The organism is Pseudomonas sp. AM8 (genome assembly GCF_036346475.1).
Classification (GTDB): Bacteria; Pseudomonadota; Gammaproteobacteria; order Pseudomonadales; family Pseudomonadaceae; genus Aquipseudomonas; species Aquipseudomonas marginalis.
In genome coordinates this window covers 25974-40526 of record NZ_JAOTNX010000015.1, presented here as the reverse complement: position 1 = coordinate 40526, position 14553 = coordinate 25974, and the positions used below count along the sequence as shown (strand labels likewise).

Here is a 14553-nt window from a genome sequence, read left to right as displayed (position 1 = left end):
AGGGCGATAAACCAGCAACCTTAGCCAGCACTGTTTGTGAAACCCAAACAATCGATCGCCGAGGCCGTCATGGACCGTTTTGATGCAATGCAGGCATTTGCTCGCGTGGTGGAAGCCGGCAGCTTCACCAAGGCCGCCGAGACCCTGCACATGAGCAAGACCACCGTGACGCAACTGGTGCAGCAGTTGGAGGCACGCCTGCGGGTCAAATTGCTTAACCGCACCACGCGCAAAGTCAACGTCACGGCCGACGGCGCCGTGTACTACGAACGCGTGCTGCAGCTGCTGGCCGATATGGACGACGCCGAGACCAGCCTGTCCGGCGCAGCAACCCTGCCCAGGGGCCGCCTCCGCGTGGATGTGCCGAGCCCACTGGCCAGCATGATCCTCGTCCCCGCGTTGCCTGGGTTTTACGCCCGCTACCCGGACATCCAGATCGACATGGGCGTCAGCGACCGTATCGTCGACATGATCGATGAGAACGTCGATTGCGTGGTGCGTGGCGGTGAACTCACCGACCAATCCCTGATGGCCCGACGTGTAGGCGACCTGGCGCTCGGCGTGTTTGCCGCGCCGAGCTACCTGGCACGCGTAGGTACGCCCGCCCACCCACGGGAACTGGAAGACGCCAACCATCGTATCGTCGGCTTCCTGTGGGCCCGCACCGGCAAGCCCTTGCCCTATGCCATGGGCAAGCACCAGGAAAGTCTCCAGATCAAGGGCCGCTACGCCCTGGCGGTCGATGATGGCAATGCCTACCTTGCTGCCGGCCTGGCGGGCCTTGGCGTGCTGTGGCTGCCCACCTACATGTCGAAAGCCTTCGAGGACCGGGGCGAATTAGTGCCCTTGTTCAAGGACTGGCACCTTGATCCGATGCCGCTTTACGTGGCCTTTCCGCCGAACCGGCATATCAGCCTCAAGCTGCGTGTGTTTATCGAATGGGTGGCTGAGTTGATGGCCGTGCATGCGCCTGTCAGTGGGCGACAGGATGGGTGCTGATGGACTCGTGTACGGGTTCGCTGATCGATGAAATGCAGCCGGAACAACCAACCTCTACTGCCCTTCAAGGCTTCTCTTCAGTCGGCGCAGATGACTACTGACGATCACTTTATGGGCGAGCCCTACCGGTAACATGTAGATGCGTCCATAGAGGTTATGCGTGACGACCGATGATGTGATGGTGAGCACACGATCTGTTATCGAAAGGCAGATCATGACATCCAGATGCCTGTCACGCTCGGTAAGAACCAGGATATTGGAGGCGCTGTGCTCCACCAGAAAGAAATCCAGGTGTTCGCCTGCGTGTACCGTTTTTCGCGCAACGCCCGAGAACCCGCCGATTCGCCTCACACCGAATAACGAAGAAATTGCGTCCCTTATTCGGAAAGCCAGCCGCATGGCCAGCCCCGGCTCAGCCGTTGCGATGTTCCACGCGTCAAGCATGGTGATTTCAACGGGGAGCTGAACCGACCTAATGTGGTAGTAATCGAGCTCCAACAGTGCACGCAACGTGTGAGCTGGTGATGTGATAGGCAATTTTCATCCCGTCCAGTGGGCCAGTTTTCATTCCCGATAACATCCGAGGCTGAGTGTTATGCGGCTATGTTACGTCAATGTACAGCCGCCATGAACGTCCCCTCCCTGTCCCTTCCCCCGTGTATCGCAAGTGGGCGAACATATCCCCGCCATAGTATGGTTGCGGCCCCCAACCCTCACAGGATATGAAGGTTACCCATGCGTTTACTGTTTCCCCTGGCCGTCAGCTTGACGCTGATCGGCTGCGCCACCACCAAGACCGACGTTCGCAACGAAGCACAAATCAGTCGATATGACCCGGCCAATACGGCGCGTGTCCGCCTGATCACCGGTGACACCACCCACGCAGGCTTTATCAGTGGCCAGACCTGCGAGATGTTCTACAACGAGTCCCTGCTGACCAAAACCCCTGAAGAAGCCGGATGGCAAACAGCCCATGTCGACTCGGCGGGACTCTACCCTTTCCGGGCGACAGACCGCCAGAACAGCGTGATTGGCATGCCTGCCAGCAAGGCGAGCAAAGCCATCAATCAATCGCCCAAGGTGTTTGACGAACATGTCATCCCGGCCGGTAAACCGTTTATTGCAGGGTTCGCCATGGGGGGATCGCAACTCTCCTGCTTTCCCGCGCCTGTCACGCTCATCCCCGAGCCCGGTAAAGACTACGAAATGGAACTTCAAATGATGAAAATCAGCACGTTCAAGGCCGGCTGCGTGATTGCCGTTCGCCAACTCTCCACCCAGGCCGACACCACCGTAGAAACGCCGCTGAAACCCCAGGTGTGTGCCAAAACGCCGTCGGGCTGGTACACCGTGACCCCAGCGTCCTTGCCTTGATCGTCCCGGGACAGTTGTTGAACGGCAGTTGTGCTTGACTCAATGGTTTTCCTCACACTCATACAGGGACAGACATGGGCATTTTGGATCGGTTGTTTGGTGGACGCTTTACCATGCCGCCTCCCGAGGAAACCAACCTCAGCGCTTCAGCGATCATGAAAGAGCTACGGCCCGAGCGCAGCGACCCCACCCAGAAAAAAGCCCTCGAAGCCTTTGCCCAGGCGCTGGTGGCGACCACTGCGGAAAAAGAAGGCGCCAGACTTGTCCGCCGCGTTATGCGCAGATACGCGATGGGAGATGACCCCTGCAGTGCCCTCACCGAAGGTTTCCTGAATGACGCCAAGGGGCAAAAACTTGAACACCTTGTACTCCTCAGCGTGGATTGGAAGGGCTATGACGTGTTTGAGTATCAAGCGCCCTTTCTGGTCAGCGCCAGTGGCTTGAAGGCGCCCTACGCCTATGTACGGGAAGACGCTACCTCCATGCCACAGGTTCTCGATAACTTTGATCAGTGGCTCGCCCGGTTCGGTAAACGGTTTCTTCACCTGGACTCCGGAGGTGAAAATTACGACGGTTTCATTGTTGACGCGGATCGACTGGAAGACGTTATCGAGCTGGCTGGACGAGCGGGAATCCACGTGCGTCTTGAGAGCTTCTGACTCTGCGGCGGGGTGAGGGGCTTCTGCAAAACCTGTTCAATCAAGCCCTCGTCCGAGGAATGTCCCTGACCCGGCCGCTATCCGATCAGGTTTTCCCTTTCCCGGTCATTGCGGCCTTGGACCTGGAGCCCTGATCCCCCCTCGGGCGTTCAGCCCGCTGTTTTTGCTCCTGCTTGAATTGCTGCTGCCAGCGCACCAGCGCCTCAGCCCCGTCCGATGCCTGCACGGCCCATGGCGTCGACGCGATCATGCCGAAAAGCGTCCAGATAAGGAGTTGCTTCATTTCATCTCACCTTGGTTGTTTGAACTGGAACGGATGCGGATATCCGCGTTGGTAATGCTTGAATAGGTGTCGAGCAGCCCGGCTAACTCCTGGTAGCCAGCCGCCAGAGCGTGAGCCCCCAGCCGGGTCAATGATCTCGACGTCCGACGTGCCTGAGCCGCGCTGATCGCGGGAGTGGAGGCATACCGTGAAATACGCTGTTCGCCCCTTTGCGCGCACGTGGCGATCGCCGAGTCAGGTTCCAGCTCGCGTGTCTGGCGTTGTAAAGTCAGCAGCCGGCGACTCAATTGAAGGGACACAGAGCCGGCGCCGCCCGCCGGTTGGTGACCAGCGCCCAAGAGTGCCTGCAAGGCGACCAATCGGTGCTGTTGCCGGGCCTGCCACTTGAGCAGGTCCATGCGGCGCCCGTGCCGGAGTAAGCGCCGGGTGTCCCTGTGCAGCGCCTGGGTGAGGACGTGTACATGGCGGGCGGATTTCCCCGGCAGTAGCTGGAAGGCCAGCAGGCAGATGGCAAGCGCTGCCAGCCAGGCGAGCGCTTGATTGGCGAAGTCCGTGAAGTCGTACTGGGCCGTGCCGCCGGTGCCGACGAGGGTGTTGAACGCGATCAGGTAGGCAATGCCCTGCAAGGCGTGGCGCGGCCGGGTGGTGGCATGAATGCCGACGGTCCAGAAGGCGATCAGCACGATGCTGAGCAACGCGAACCCGCTGATGTGCGGCAACACCAGGAACTTGCACGCCGCTGCCGTTACGATGCCGTAGAGCGTCCCCTCGAAGAAGCGGCCGATGCCTTGAGCGGGCGCCGGGCTGGTGGCCAGCAAGGTGCAGCACGGGCCCAACACCGCCAGCAAGGTTGGCCCCTGGTCCCAGGCGGTCAGGTACCAGACCGCAGCGGTTGCAAGCGTGGCCACCAGGGCGCGTAGACCGTTGCGCAGCGCGTCGCCGTAATGGCGGTGGAACCCCACGGCGCGGGCCGGCGTCCGGGGCGCGCGTTCAAGGCAAGCAAAGCTCAGCAAGGCGCTGGACAGGTCTGCCAATTGTTCACTCAAGCACTGCTGGCTTTGACAGTTTTCATGGGCCTGGGCGAGGCAGTGCTGCATCTCCCGGACATGCTCGGCTGCCGCGGAAAAACCCGGCTTTGCTTCGGCCAACTGTTGCAGCTGCGCGCCCATCCGAACGAGGGAAGGCAAGCCACTGCGGTTGAGCGGTGACTCGTCCAGGATCACCCCATGCACATACGCAAGCCCTGCCTGCAGGGGCGCAAGCCTGGAACGGATCAGGCGGGACTCACCTCGGCCGATCCCGAGAAGCTCGTCCACCTTACCCACATCGATGGCCAGCTGGCCCTGCACACTAGCCAGTTGCGCGCCCTGCTCCCCCTCCATTCGCAAGGCCAGCAATCCCAAGGTACGGGCGGCGATGTCCTCAAGCGCCTTGTTCAGTTTGGACTCGACGGTCTTGCGGCTGAACAGCGTCGCCACCAGACTCAGGCTCAACACCCCGAGGACCACGGCCGTGCCCCGCGCCACGATATGCTCGAAACCTTGCTGCGGGGCGATAATGGCCGGGCCCAGGGCAAGGCAAACCGTATAGCCTGCGACCACTGCCGCCGTGGCCTGGTAGTGCCGAAGCACGGTCATGGCACCGACACAAAGGCCGAGCCACACCCCGACCCCGAGGATGAACAGCAGCATTTTTTGCGCGAACAGGCCGGTCAGGACCAGGGCGGCGAGCAACCCCACCAGGGTTCCCAGTACGCGATTGAAGCCCTTGCCGACCACCGCGCCCTGCAGCGGATGGATCAGCAGCAACACGGTCGAAGCCGCCGAGAACGGCGCCTCCAGGTGCAATTGGAAACCCAGCCACAGGGCCAATGTGGCCGCCGCAAGACTGCGCAGCACATACCCCGAGGTCTCGGGCGACCATGCCCCGAGCATTCGCAGTGCACGGGCCATCACATGAAATCCTGCAGCCACTGGGTAAGCCGCCAATGGGGGGCGGCCCCCGCCTCGGCGACCTCGATACTCGCAGTCATTCCCGCCGCCAGCTCCACGCCCGGTGGCACCTTGTCCAGCTCAATCCGAACCGGCACACGCTGGGCCAGGCGTATCCAGCTGAACGTAGGAGCCACCTGGGGCAAGCCACTGTTACTGCGCAGCTCGTTGCCGTCGGCAATGCCTCTGCCGAGACTCGCCACATGCCCTTCAAGCAGCGGCGCAAAGCCCATGAGCTTGATGGACGCTGCGGCCCCCACGCGAACACCGGGCAGCTTGGTCTCCTCGAAGTAACCGGTGACCCAGAAGCTATGGCTGTCGACCACATAGATATTGGTATCGCCCGCCGCCGCGTAGTCACCCGGCTGCAGCCGCAGCTGGGTCACATACCCGTCGACCGGTGAACGAACCGTCGTGCGCTGCAGATCCAGCTGCGCGTGGGCCAACTGGCTCTGGGCCGCGTCCACCCGCGCCCTGGCCACCGCCAGGTCGCGGGCCGCATTGTCGGTCTCCTCCCGCGCAATGGCATCGCCGAGTTGCTGGCGACGGCTGAGCTGTGAGCGGCGCTGTTCGAACACGCTGCGCGCCTCGGCAAGCTCGGCCGTTCGCTGTTGCCGGGCCAGCAGATAGGCGCTGCGGTCGATCTGATACAACAACGCGCCCTTGGAGACCCACTGGTTGTCCTCGACCAGCAGTTGTTCAACCTGGCCGGACACTTCGGGGGCAATGCGGATGACTTGCGCGCTGACCCGCCCGTCCCGTGTCCAGGGGGCCAGCTCATAGGCGCGCCACAACTGCGTACACAACAGCAGCGCGGTCAAGCCGAGCATCAGGGTGACGAGGGTCTTGAGCAGGTGTTTGATCGTCATCGCCCGCGCCTCAAAACTTCAGCACGAGGATCGAGAGAACGATCAACGACATGCAGAAACGCGCCATGCTCGGGTGCCAGGCCCAGTCCAGCCAGGGCCGCACGATCCGCTCCAGCAGTGCGTAAACCACGGCGGTAACGCCCAGGTAGAGCAAGAAAGGCGGCAGGTAGAGGTGGGCAATCGTGATTTCGCTCAGCATCGTTGAATCTCGCAGTCGGCAATGGCCTTGCTGACGATGGTAGGGACTGCAAGGCCGTGCCGATATTGAGTATTCTGCCAAGATATAATCAAATTCAGACAATCGAGGTGCGCGACGTGGACGAGACACATCTCTACGGGGTGGATCAATTCGAACTGGACAGTTTCGACCAACCCGCAGTGGCGTTGATGCTGGGAAGCCAGCGAAACGACACCGAATTCCCCGTCCATACGCACCGCAAAGGCCAACTGGTGGTGGCGTATCACGGCGGCATCGTGTGCACCGTAGAGGATGGCGTGTGGATGGTGCCATCGGGGTTCGGCGTATGGATTCCGGGCGGTATTGCCCACAGCAACCGGGTGACCGCCAACGGCAAGATCGGCTATCTGTTCGTAGAGCCCGGTGCCGCAGCATTACCGCACACATGCTGCACGCTGGTGCTGTCACCGCTGGTCCTGGAATTGATCCTGCACCTGAGCGCCCAAGCCCAGGACTATCCGCCGGCGTCTGCCAATGCACGCGTGGCGAGCGTGCTCCTCGAACAGTTGGAACTGGCCCCCTCGGAACAGCTGTACCTGCCGCTTCCGGCCACAACGCAGCTGCGTTTCATCGCACGGGGGTTGGCCCAGGACCCGTCAAATCGCTGCACCATGGCCCAATGGGCACGCCAGGTCGCCATGAGCGAGCGCTCCCTGGCGCGCTTGGTCAAAAGCGAAACTGGGCTAACCTTTGGCCAATGGCGCAAGCAATGGCAAATCATCGTGGCCTTGCAGAGCCTGGCCGAGGGCGAATCCGTGCAACGCACCGCCGAAGCCCTCGGGTACGAGTCGGTCAGTTCGTTCATCAGTATGTTTCGCAAGACACTGGGCTCGCCGCCAGCGCGGTACATGCGGCGGACCGCAACACATCAGCGGGAACCTCGCCTGCCTGGTGAAGCGTTACCCGTCGAACGGTCTAAATTTGCAGAATGACGTGCCGATAGGCTGGATGTAACCCAAGGAGGCGGTTTCCCATGTTCAATACAAAAGCCAAGAACCAGCTTCACGCCCAGGCAGCCGAGCTGTTGGAACTGCGCCAACTGCGCGATGGCCTGAACCGTGAAATGCTGACGTTGAGTATCGACTCGACATTCAAGATCACCGCATGCAACGACAACTTTGCCAAGTCGTTGGGCTACACCCCGGAGCAACTTCGAGGCCGTGCCATGGCCGAGATCGTGCCGCAGTACGTCTCCAAGCTGCCCTGCTTTCATAATTTTCGAGCGGCGGTCGCCGCTGGCAAGTCCATTACCGACGATTACCGCTACCTGCATGCCGACGGTTCATTGATATGGCTGCATGCACATTGGCAGCCGATTACGGATGCGAGCGGCCAGCTGAGTCATGTCACCTGCTATGCAACGAACATTACCGCCCGGGTAGAAAAAGCCTCGGAAAACACCTCTTTCATCCAGGCATTGCTGCGCTCGACGGCGGTGATCGAGTTCGACCTCTCCGGGCATGTCATCACCGCCAATGAACAGTTCCTGCACGCCATGGGCTACAGCCTGGAGCAAGCCAAAGGCAGCCACCACCGGATTTTCTGCAAGCCGGAGGAAACCTCGTCGCAGCACTACAAGGATTTCTGGGCAACCCTGAACAGGGGCGAGTTTGTAGCCGGCCGATTTGAACGCGTTGACAGCCGCGGCCAGACCGTGTGGCTGGAAGCAACCTACAACCCGGTGTATGACACTGAAGGCACACTGTGCAAGGTGGTCAAGTTCGCCACGGTGGTCTCCGACCAGGTTGCCCGGGAACAGGAAGTCAGTGGCGCGGCGCAAACCGCATTTGAAATTTCCCGGCAGACCGATGTCAGTGCCGAGCGCGGAGCCGTCGTGGTCAACGACACGATGCATACCATGCATAAAATCGCCGCTGATATGCAGGCGGCTGCCGGCGGAGTCGAAGCCCTCGGAAAACAGTCACTGCTGATCAGTTCGATCATTCAGACCATCAGCAGCATTGCCCAGCAAACCAATCTGCTGGCATTGAATGCCGCGATTGAAGCCGCCCGTGCAGGCGAGCAAGGTCGCGGCTTTGCGGTGGTGGCTGATGAAGTGCGACAACTGGCCGGGCGCACCAGCACGGCGACGGAAGAAATCGCCTCGGTGGTGCTGCAGAACCAGAAACTGGTGGATGAGACCGTCGCCGAAATGGCCAACAGCAAATCCCAGGCAGAGCAAGGTCTTGAACTCGCCACGCAGGCAGGCCAGGTCATTGTGGAAATTCAGGACGGCGCCAAGCGGGTGGTCGACGCGGTGGGCAGGTTTGCGAATCAGGTGGCTTAGCCGGAGCAGTCACAGGGCCGCCTGTGCATGAGGCGGCGAACTGCACGCCGGACATGGGAATCAAGCCGCACATTGTCCAACCACCTCCACTCCCCTTATCCTCGACGCTCCCCGTCCGTCCAAAACCGGAGCCGCCATGGACCTCGCCACCCTCGCCCTGTTCCTCCCCGCCTGCTTCGCCCTGAACATGGCGCCCGGTCCGAACAACCTGCTGTCCGTCAGCAACGCCACGCGCTACGGCTACCGCACCTCGTGCCTGGCCGGTATCGGCCGTCTGCTGGCGTTCGCCGGGATGATCGCCCTCGCCTCTGCGGGGTTGGCGGTGGTGTTGCAAACCTCGGAACTGTTGTTCTACGCGATCAAGATTGTGGGCGCGGCGTATCTGTTTTATCTGGCATTTCAGATGTGGCGGGCTGATCCGCAGGCTGAGGCGCAATCGGCAGGCGCGAAGGTGGGTTTGTGGGCACTGGCGCGACAGGAGTTCCTGGTGGCGGCGGGCAACCCCAAGGCGATCCTGATCTTCACCGCGTTCCTCCCGCAATTCGTGGTCCCCGGCCAACCCATCACCCCGCAATTCGCCGTGCTGGGCGCGCTTTTCCTGGTGTTGGAATGGGTCGCCATCAGCCTCTACGCTTATATGGGCCTGCACATGCGCCGCTGGTTTGCCGAGCCGCGTGGCAAGCGGATATTCAATCGCTGCTGTGCGGGGTTGTTGTCGGCGGCGGCGACGGTGTTGTTGACCGCGCGCAGGGCTTGAGGAAAAAAACATGACCCGCAACCAACTTGCCGACCTTTACCTCGGCTACATCGACTGCCTCAACCGGCAGGATTGGAACCGCCTGGGCGACTTCGTCCACCCGGACGTGTGCTACAACGCCCAGGTGGTCGGCCTGGAGGGCTACCGCGCCATGCTGGAGCGCGACTTCCGCGAGATCCCCGACCTGGTGTTCCACATCCAGTTGCTGATCGCCGACCCGCCCACCGTCGCCTGCCGGCTGAACTTCAATGTCACGCCCCGGGGCGAGTTTTTCGGGCTGGCGATCAATGGTCGCCAAGTGGCGTTCTCGGAGAACGTTTTCTACACGTTCGTCGACGGCAAAATCGCCCAGGTCTGGTCGGTGATCGACAAGGCGGCGATCGAACGGCAGTTGGCCGTCTAAACTCCATGGACCCATTGTCCGTGGAGACCGATCATGAAACGCAAGAACACCCTCTGCCTCTGGTACAACGACACCGCCGAGGAGGCTGCGCGCTTCTACGCCAGCACCTTCCCCGACAGTACGCTCGACGCCGTGCACCTGGCCCCCGGTGACTACCCGTCCGGCAAACAGGGCGATGTGCTCACGGTGGAATTCACCGTGATGGGCATCCCGTGCATTGGCCTCAATGGCGGCCCGATATTCCCCCACAGCGAAGCGTTTTCCTTCCAGGTCGCCACCGATGACCAGGCCGAAACCGATCGCTACTGGAACGCCATTATCGACAACGGCGGCCAGGCCAGCGCCTGCGGTTGGTGCAAGGATAAATGGGGATTGTCGTGGCAGATCACGCCTCGGGTGTTGACCGATGCGGTGGCCAACCCTGAGCCGACAATAGCCAAACGTGCTTTCGACGCGATGATGACCATGACCAAAATCGACATTGCGGCGATTGAAGCAGCGATAAAAGGCTGATCCACCTGCACCGGTGCATTCAAGGTACGGGGAAGTTGACACACCTCGTAATATTCCATGAAGATAGCCCCAGTCTTCATGGGTGTGTCAGCTTATGTCCGCAACCTCAGTGGTTAACCTTTCCGTCATTGGCTTGATTGCCAAGGCGCAAGGTTGCGTGGCGCACGCCCTCAAATCGAAGAAACAGTCGCTCATGTGACCGGGGCGCGCTGTCCCGTCAGATGAGCTGACAGGACATTGAGCGCGGACTCCCTCCCCCTTGCACAATTGCCCATGCCCTTCTGACGGTGACTCAAGCGGTCAATCATCAGGAGAAAGTGCATGTCATCGTTTCAAGGTATCTGGGTTCCCGTGGTCACGCCGTTCCAGGATGGCGCCATCGATTTTGTCGGCCTGCACCGCCTGGTCAGCCACCTGCTGGGCAAGCACGTGGCCGGGATCATGGTGTGCACCACCACCGGCGAAGCCGCATCGCTCAGCCGCCAGGAACAACTGGCCGTGCTGGATGCGGTATTGCAACAGGTGCCCGCCCACCGTGTGGTGATGGGCCTGGCGGGCAACAACCAGATTGAGCTGCTGCAATTCCAGGCCGAGGTCCTCAAGCGCCCGCTGGCGGGTTTGCTGGTGCCGGCGCCGAGTTACATCCGCCCTTCCCAGGCCGGCCTTGAAGCGTTCTTTCGCACGGTGGCCGATGCGTCCAGCGTGCCGATCATTCTCTACGACATTCCCTACCGTACCGGCGTGACCTTCGAGCAGGCGACCTTGCTGAACATCGTCGCGCACCCGCAGATCGTGGCGATCAAGGACTGCGGCGGCAACCTGGGCAATACCCTGGCGGTGTTGGCCAGCGGTGAGGCCGATGTGTTGTGTGGCGAGGACCTGCAGATCCTCAATGCGCTGTGCCTGGGTGCCAGCGGTGCGATTGCCGCGTCGGCCCATGTGTGCACCGAACAGTTTGTGGCGCTGTGGCAACAGGTACGGGATAACCAGTTGGCTGAGGCGCGGGCGACGTTCCTTGGCTTGGTGCCGTTGATCAACACACTGTTCATGGAGCCCAACCCGGCGCCGGTGAAAGCCGCACTGGCGCTGGAGGGCTTGATCGAGAGTGAGTTGCGGGCGCCGATGCAGCGGGCAACCGAGGCGGTCATCGCAAAGCTGCAAAGGCTTTCACGCCAGGCCCAGTAACCTGTGGCGAGCGGGCTTGCCCCGCGTTGGGCTGCGAAGCAGACCCAAAACCAGGCGCTGTGGTTTACCTGACAGAACACAGGGAGCCTGATTGGGGCTGCTTCGCAGCCCGGCGCGGGGCAAGCCCGCTCACCACAGCAAGCCCGCTCACCACAATAAGCTTGCGCAGGCTCACCCAATAACGCATTCGAGAGTGCACCTCCACACCCCACGTGATCTGAGGACTACTCCTAACCTGTGGCGAGCGGGCTTGCCCCGCGTTGGGCTGCGAAGCAGCCCCAAAACCAGGCGCTGTGGTTTACCCGACAGAACACAGGGAGCCTGATTGGGGCTGCTGCGCAGCCCAGCGCGGGGCAAGCCCGCTCACCACAGCAAGCCCGCTCACCACAGAAGCTCAGGGCATCAGGAAATCTGCCCCCCCACCTGCCGGGCGGTATGCAACCGGTGCAACGTGATCTCGCGCACCGCCTGCTTGCTCAGTTCGATATGCCGCTGCAGCAGGTGCTGCGCCTGGTCAGCCTGGCGTTGCACGATGGCCGAGAGCAGTTGCCCATGCTCTTCGTACGTCGCCGCAATGCGGGGCGCCTGGGTAAAGTCGAGCCGCCGGATGATGCGGATCTGCTCGGTGATGGCGTAGTGCATGCGCGCCATTTCACGGTTGCCGGTGGCTTCCACCAACGCGCAATGAAAACGCTCATCCAGCGCCGATACGGCCTGGGCGTCCTCCAGGCGCTCGCCCTCCTGCACCTGCCAGGTGGCCTGCAACGCTTGCAGCATCGGGTTCGGTTCGTCCATCGCACATAACCGGCCGACAGCCGCCAGTTCCAATACGATGCGCACGTCGTAGAGCTCTTCGAAGTAGGCGAAATCGAACGGTTTCACCTGCCAGCCGCTGCGAAAATACACCTCGAGATACCCTTCCCGTTCCAAGCGATACAGCGCCTGACGCACCGGCGTGCGGCTGGCGTGCATGCGTTCGGCCACCTCGCCTTCGCTGAAACGATCGCCCGGCAGCAGTCGGAAGTCGAAAATATCCGCCTTGAGCTGCGCGTAGATCTGCTCGGCCAGGCTGTCGGGGCGTGTCTTGGCCCCCATGCTTAACCGCGACTCGCAATAAAGGCGCGCCAGCCACCGAACTCGGTGATGTCGAGGGCGTCGGCCAGGGCCCAGGGCTCGCAGATGAAGCCTTTGACGCTGCGCCCATCGGCCAGCAGCAGGTTGCCGATCCCCAGCGGCGCGGGGATCTCGGCGACGAACTCGCCAAAGCGTGCGAGGGGCATGTCCCACAGCTCGACGATGATCGCCCGACCGCTGTCCGCCTTGGCCAGCCCGGGCTTGGGCGGCACCGTGCCCGGCAGCGCGTACAGGCGGTAGGTGTCGGCCGTCAGGGTTTGCTCCACCAGCACCGCGTTGCGCGTCGTCAGCTGGACGTTCAGCGGCATGCCGGTGAGGTGCGCGCCCACCACCGCCACGCGCACGCAGCCGGGGGCTTGGGCGGGTGCGGACGGTGCCGGCAGATAGCGCTGGGTGGCACCTAAAGGCAGCTCCAGGCTGGATTGCCAGCGCTTGCCCAGGTGCGCCAGCGCCGTGTCATGCCAGGCCGGTGCGAGCAAGGTAATGCCGCTGGGCAAGCCATCGGCGCGGATACCGGCCGGCAGCGCCAGGGCCGAGAGGTCGGCCAGGTTGGTGAAGTTGGTGTAGTAGCCGAACTGCGAGTTGTAGCGCACCGGCTCTTCCGCCATCTCGGCCATGGTGCGCAGGGTTGGCGAAGTCGGCACCAGCAAGGCATCGAAACCGGCCAGGCTGTCGTTGATGCGGCGGCTCAGTTCGGCCCGCAGGTATTCGGCTTTGAAGGCGTCGCAGGCGCTGTACTGGCGGCCATTCTCGACAATGCCGCGCACCACCGGGTTGATTGCCTCCGGCTGGTTTTCCAGCATGCTTTCCAGGGCCACGGTGCGTTCGGCAACCCAAGGGCCGAAGTACAGCTGGTCCGCCAGTTCCTTGAACGCAGTGAAATCCACCGGGGTGATCACCGCCCCCAGCGCCTTGAAGCGCTCCACCGCCTGTTCGAACACGGCCTGGTTCTGGGTATCGCCGAAAAACTCCAGGACCTCCGGGATGGCCAGCTTGATCGAAGCGCCCACCGCCACCGGCGCCGTGTTGGGGTTGGCGCGGGAATAGGCATCACTGGCGTCGTATCCCGCCGCAACGTGCGCGACGGTCTCGGCATCTTCCACGGTCAACGCAAACACCGAGACGCAATCCACCGTGCGGCAAGCCGGCACCAGGCCGGTATTGGACAAACGCCCCTTGGTCGGCTTCAAGCCGACGATATTGTTGAACCCCGCCGGTACACGCCCGGAGCCCGCCGTGTCGGTGCCCAGGGAAAACGCCACCAGCCCACGGGCGACCACCGACGCAGAACCGGAGCTGGAGCCGCCGCTGACGTAATCGCCATTGAAACTGTTGCCCACCGCGCCATACGGCGAGCGGGTGCCCACCAGGCCGGTGGCGAACTGATCGAGGTTGGTCTTGCCCATCAGGATTGCGCCGGCGGCGCGCAGCTTCTGCACGACCGAGGCATCCCGGGTCGCGCGGTAGGCAAATTCGGGGCAGGCGGCAGTGGTGTACCAGCCGGCCGCATCGATGTTGTCCTTGATCGCAAACGGCACGCCATACAACGGCAGCCGGGTCATATCGCCGCCCTGGGCTGCCAATCGTTCGCTCAACTGCGCCAGTTGCTCGGCCAATGCCTGCGGTTGAGCGCGGGCGATCCAGGCGCTGTCCTCGGCGGGGTATTGCGCGGCCAGGGTGAGCAAAATGTCCGGCGTGATCGTGCCGCTGCGGTAAGCAGCCTGCCATTCACCGAGGGTCCAGCCAACAACGTTGTGCATGGGAAACTCCATCTTGTATCCAAGTTTGGATTTATCTAAAGCAAAGCCCACGCCAGGTCACTCTGCCAATGAATACAAGGGTATCGCCGCAAAACATGCGC

The 14553-nt window shown here is 62.0% G+C and carries 16 protein-coding genes and 1 pseudogene; 10 read left to right on the top strand and 7 right to left on the bottom strand.

Translation table 11 applies throughout. From position 1 onward, the window contains the following. The first annotated feature begins 69 nt into the window (after positions 1 to 69). Positions 70 to 999 (top strand): LysR family transcriptional regulator, encoded by a 930-nt coding sequence (locus V3W40_RS29045; protein ID WP_330216151.1) that lies wholly within the window; start codon positions 70 to 72, stop codon positions 997 to 999. 54 nt (positions 1000 to 1053) lie between these two features. Here V3W40_RS29045 and V3W40_RS29040 read toward each other — a convergent pair whose 3' ends face one another. Then, positions 1054 to 1536, bottom strand: coding sequence for a DUF2867 domain-containing protein (locus V3W40_RS29040; protein ID WP_330216150.1), 483 nt, complete (start codon positions 1534 to 1536; stop codon positions 1054 to 1056). A 198-nt stretch (positions 1537 to 1734) separates the two neighbouring features. On the opposite strand from V3W40_RS29040, the gene V3W40_RS29035 reads away from it, so the two are divergent. Then, positions 1735 to 2373, top strand: coding sequence for a hypothetical protein (locus tag V3W40_RS29035; protein WP_065925198.1), 639 nt, complete (start codon positions 1735 to 1737; stop codon positions 2371 to 2373). A gap of 74 nt (positions 2374 to 2447) precedes the next feature. Beyond that, positions 2448 to 3032, top strand: a complete 585-nt coding sequence (locus V3W40_RS29030; RefSeq protein ID WP_065948290.1) for a DUF6630 family protein — start codon at positions 2448 to 2450, stop codon at positions 3030 to 3032. Between the two features lie 85 nt (positions 3033 to 3117). Here V3W40_RS29030 and V3W40_RS29025 read toward each other — a convergent pair whose 3' ends face one another. The 4 genes from V3W40_RS29025 to V3W40_RS29010 are packed head-to-tail and all read right to left on the bottom strand — an operon-like array spanning position 3118 to position 6374. Beyond that, positions 3118 to 3315, bottom strand: a complete 198-nt coding sequence (locus V3W40_RS29025; RefSeq protein ID WP_065925197.1) for a hypothetical protein — start codon at positions 3313 to 3315, stop codon at positions 3118 to 3120. Further along, positions 3312 to 5267 (bottom strand): FUSC family protein, encoded by a 1956-nt coding sequence (locus V3W40_RS29020; protein WP_330216149.1) that lies wholly within the window; start codon positions 5265 to 5267, stop codon positions 3312 to 3314. The genes V3W40_RS29025 and V3W40_RS29020 overlap by 4 nt, the downstream gene beginning before the upstream one ends. Continuing rightward, on the bottom strand, positions 5267 to 6175 hold the full coding sequence (locus V3W40_RS29015; protein WP_330216148.1) for an HlyD family secretion protein: 909 nt from the start codon (positions 6173 to 6175) through the stop codon (positions 5267 to 5269). The genes V3W40_RS29020 and V3W40_RS29015 overlap by 1 nt, the downstream gene beginning before the upstream one ends. 10 nt (positions 6176 to 6185) lie before the next feature. Then, positions 6186 to 6374, bottom strand: a complete 189-nt coding sequence (locus V3W40_RS29010; RefSeq protein WP_065925194.1) for a DUF1656 domain-containing protein — start codon at positions 6372 to 6374, stop codon at positions 6186 to 6188. A 116-nt stretch (positions 6375 to 6490) separates the two neighbouring features. On the opposite strand from V3W40_RS29010, the gene V3W40_RS29005 reads away from it, so the two are divergent. From V3W40_RS29005 to dapA, 7 genes and pseudogenes are all read left to right on the top strand, one after another. Then, positions 6491 to 7345, top strand: coding sequence for an AraC family transcriptional regulator (locus tag V3W40_RS29005; protein WP_330216147.1), 855 nt, complete (start codon positions 6491 to 6493; stop codon positions 7343 to 7345). Between the two features lie 41 nt (positions 7346 to 7386). Next, positions 7387 to 8163: pseudogene (locus V3W40_RS34945) on the top strand (PAS domain-containing protein); the annotation flags it as partial. A 99-nt stretch (positions 8164 to 8262) separates the two neighbouring features. Beyond that, on the top strand, positions 8263 to 8700 hold the full coding sequence (locus V3W40_RS34940) for a methyl-accepting chemotaxis protein (RefSeq protein ID WP_370671255.1): 438 nt from the start codon (positions 8263 to 8265) through the stop codon (positions 8698 to 8700). Between the two features lie 136 nt (positions 8701 to 8836). After that, complete coding sequence (locus V3W40_RS28995) at positions 8837 to 9457, top strand: LysE family translocator (RefSeq protein ID WP_330216146.1); 621 nt, start codon at positions 8837 to 8839, stop codon at positions 9455 to 9457. Between the two features lie 10 nt (positions 9458 to 9467). Further along, complete coding sequence (locus V3W40_RS28990; RefSeq protein ID WP_330216145.1) at positions 9468 to 9860, top strand: ester cyclase; 393 nt, start codon at positions 9468 to 9470, stop codon at positions 9858 to 9860. A gap of 33 nt (positions 9861 to 9893) precedes the next feature. Beyond that, positions 9894 to 10373 carry a VOC family protein gene (locus V3W40_RS28985; protein WP_330216144.1) on the top strand — a complete coding sequence of 160 codons (480 nt, stop codon included), beginning with the start codon at positions 9894 to 9896 and terminating at the stop codon, positions 10371 to 10373. A gap of 321 nt (positions 10374 to 10694) precedes the next feature. Continuing rightward, positions 10695 to 11558: a 4-hydroxy-tetrahydrodipicolinate synthase gene (dapA, locus tag V3W40_RS28980; RefSeq protein WP_330216143.1), complete on the top strand. Its 864-nt coding sequence runs from the start codon at positions 10695 to 10697 to the stop codon at positions 11556 to 11558. Positions 11559 to 11960: 402 nt separating this feature from the next. Here dapA and V3W40_RS28975 read toward each other — a convergent pair whose 3' ends face one another. Together V3W40_RS28975 and atzF are read right to left on the bottom strand one after the other, a co-directional pair. Continuing rightward, positions 11961 to 12653 carry a GntR family transcriptional regulator gene (locus tag V3W40_RS28975; RefSeq protein WP_065925188.1) on the bottom strand — a complete coding sequence of 231 codons (693 nt, stop codon included), beginning with the start codon at positions 12651 to 12653 and terminating at the stop codon, positions 11961 to 11963. A 2-nt stretch (positions 12654 to 12655) separates the two neighbouring features. Then, positions 12656 to 14452: an allophanate hydrolase gene (gene atzF, locus V3W40_RS28970; protein ID WP_330216142.1), complete on the bottom strand. Its 1797-nt coding sequence runs from the start codon at positions 14450 to 14452 to the stop codon at positions 12656 to 12658. Positions 14453 to 14553: the final 101 nt, after the last annotated feature.

What these genes read in the sequence shown, in the direction of transcription:
- V3W40_RS29015 (WP_330216148.1), bottom strand. Translation starts at nt 6,175, where the DNA reads ATGACGATCAAACACCTGCTCAAGACCCTCGTCACCCTGATGCTCGGC.
- V3W40_RS29020 (WP_330216149.1), bottom strand. Translation starts at nt 5,267, where the DNA reads ATGGCCCGTGCACTGCGAATGCTCGGGGCATGGTCGCCCGAGACCTCG.
- V3W40_RS28990 (WP_330216145.1), top strand. Translation starts at nt 9,468, where the DNA reads ATGACCCGCAACCAACTTGCCGACCTTTACCTCGGCTACATCGACTGC.
- V3W40_RS29010 (WP_065925194.1), bottom strand. Translation starts at nt 6,374, where the DNA reads ATGCTGAGCGAAATCACGATTGCCCACCTCTACCTGCCGCCTTTCTTG.
- V3W40_RS34940 (WP_370671255.1), top strand. Translation starts at nt 8,263, where the DNA reads ATGCATACCATGCATAAAATCGCCGCTGATATGCAGGCGGCTGCCGGC.
- dapA (WP_330216143.1), top strand. Translation starts at nt 10,695, where the DNA reads ATGTCATCGTTTCAAGGTATCTGGGTTCCCGTGGTCACGCCGTTCCAG.
- V3W40_RS29045 (WP_330216151.1), top strand. Translation starts at nt 70, where the DNA reads ATGGACCGTTTTGATGCAATGCAGGCATTTGCTCGCGTGGTGGAAGCC.
- V3W40_RS28985 (WP_330216144.1), top strand. Translation starts at nt 9,894, where the DNA reads ATGAAACGCAAGAACACCCTCTGCCTCTGGTACAACGACACCGCCGAG.
- V3W40_RS29030 (WP_065948290.1), top strand. Translation starts at nt 2,448, where the DNA reads ATGGGCATTTTGGATCGGTTGTTTGGTGGACGCTTTACCATGCCGCCT.
- V3W40_RS28975 (WP_065925188.1), bottom strand. Translation starts at nt 12,653, where the DNA reads ATGGGGGCCAAGACACGCCCCGACAGCCTGGCCGAGCAGATCTACGCG.
- atzF (WP_330216142.1), bottom strand. Translation starts at nt 14,452, where the DNA reads ATGCACAACGTTGTTGGCTGGACCCTCGGTGAATGGCAGGCTGCTTAC.
- V3W40_RS28995 (WP_330216146.1), top strand. Translation starts at nt 8,837, where the DNA reads ATGGACCTCGCCACCCTCGCCCTGTTCCTCCCCGCCTGCTTCGCCCTG.
- V3W40_RS29035 (WP_065925198.1), top strand. Translation starts at nt 1,735, where the DNA reads ATGCGTTTACTGTTTCCCCTGGCCGTCAGCTTGACGCTGATCGGCTGC.
- V3W40_RS29025 (WP_065925197.1), bottom strand. Translation starts at nt 3,315, where the DNA reads ATGAAGCAACTCCTTATCTGGACGCTTTTCGGCATGATCGCGTCGACG.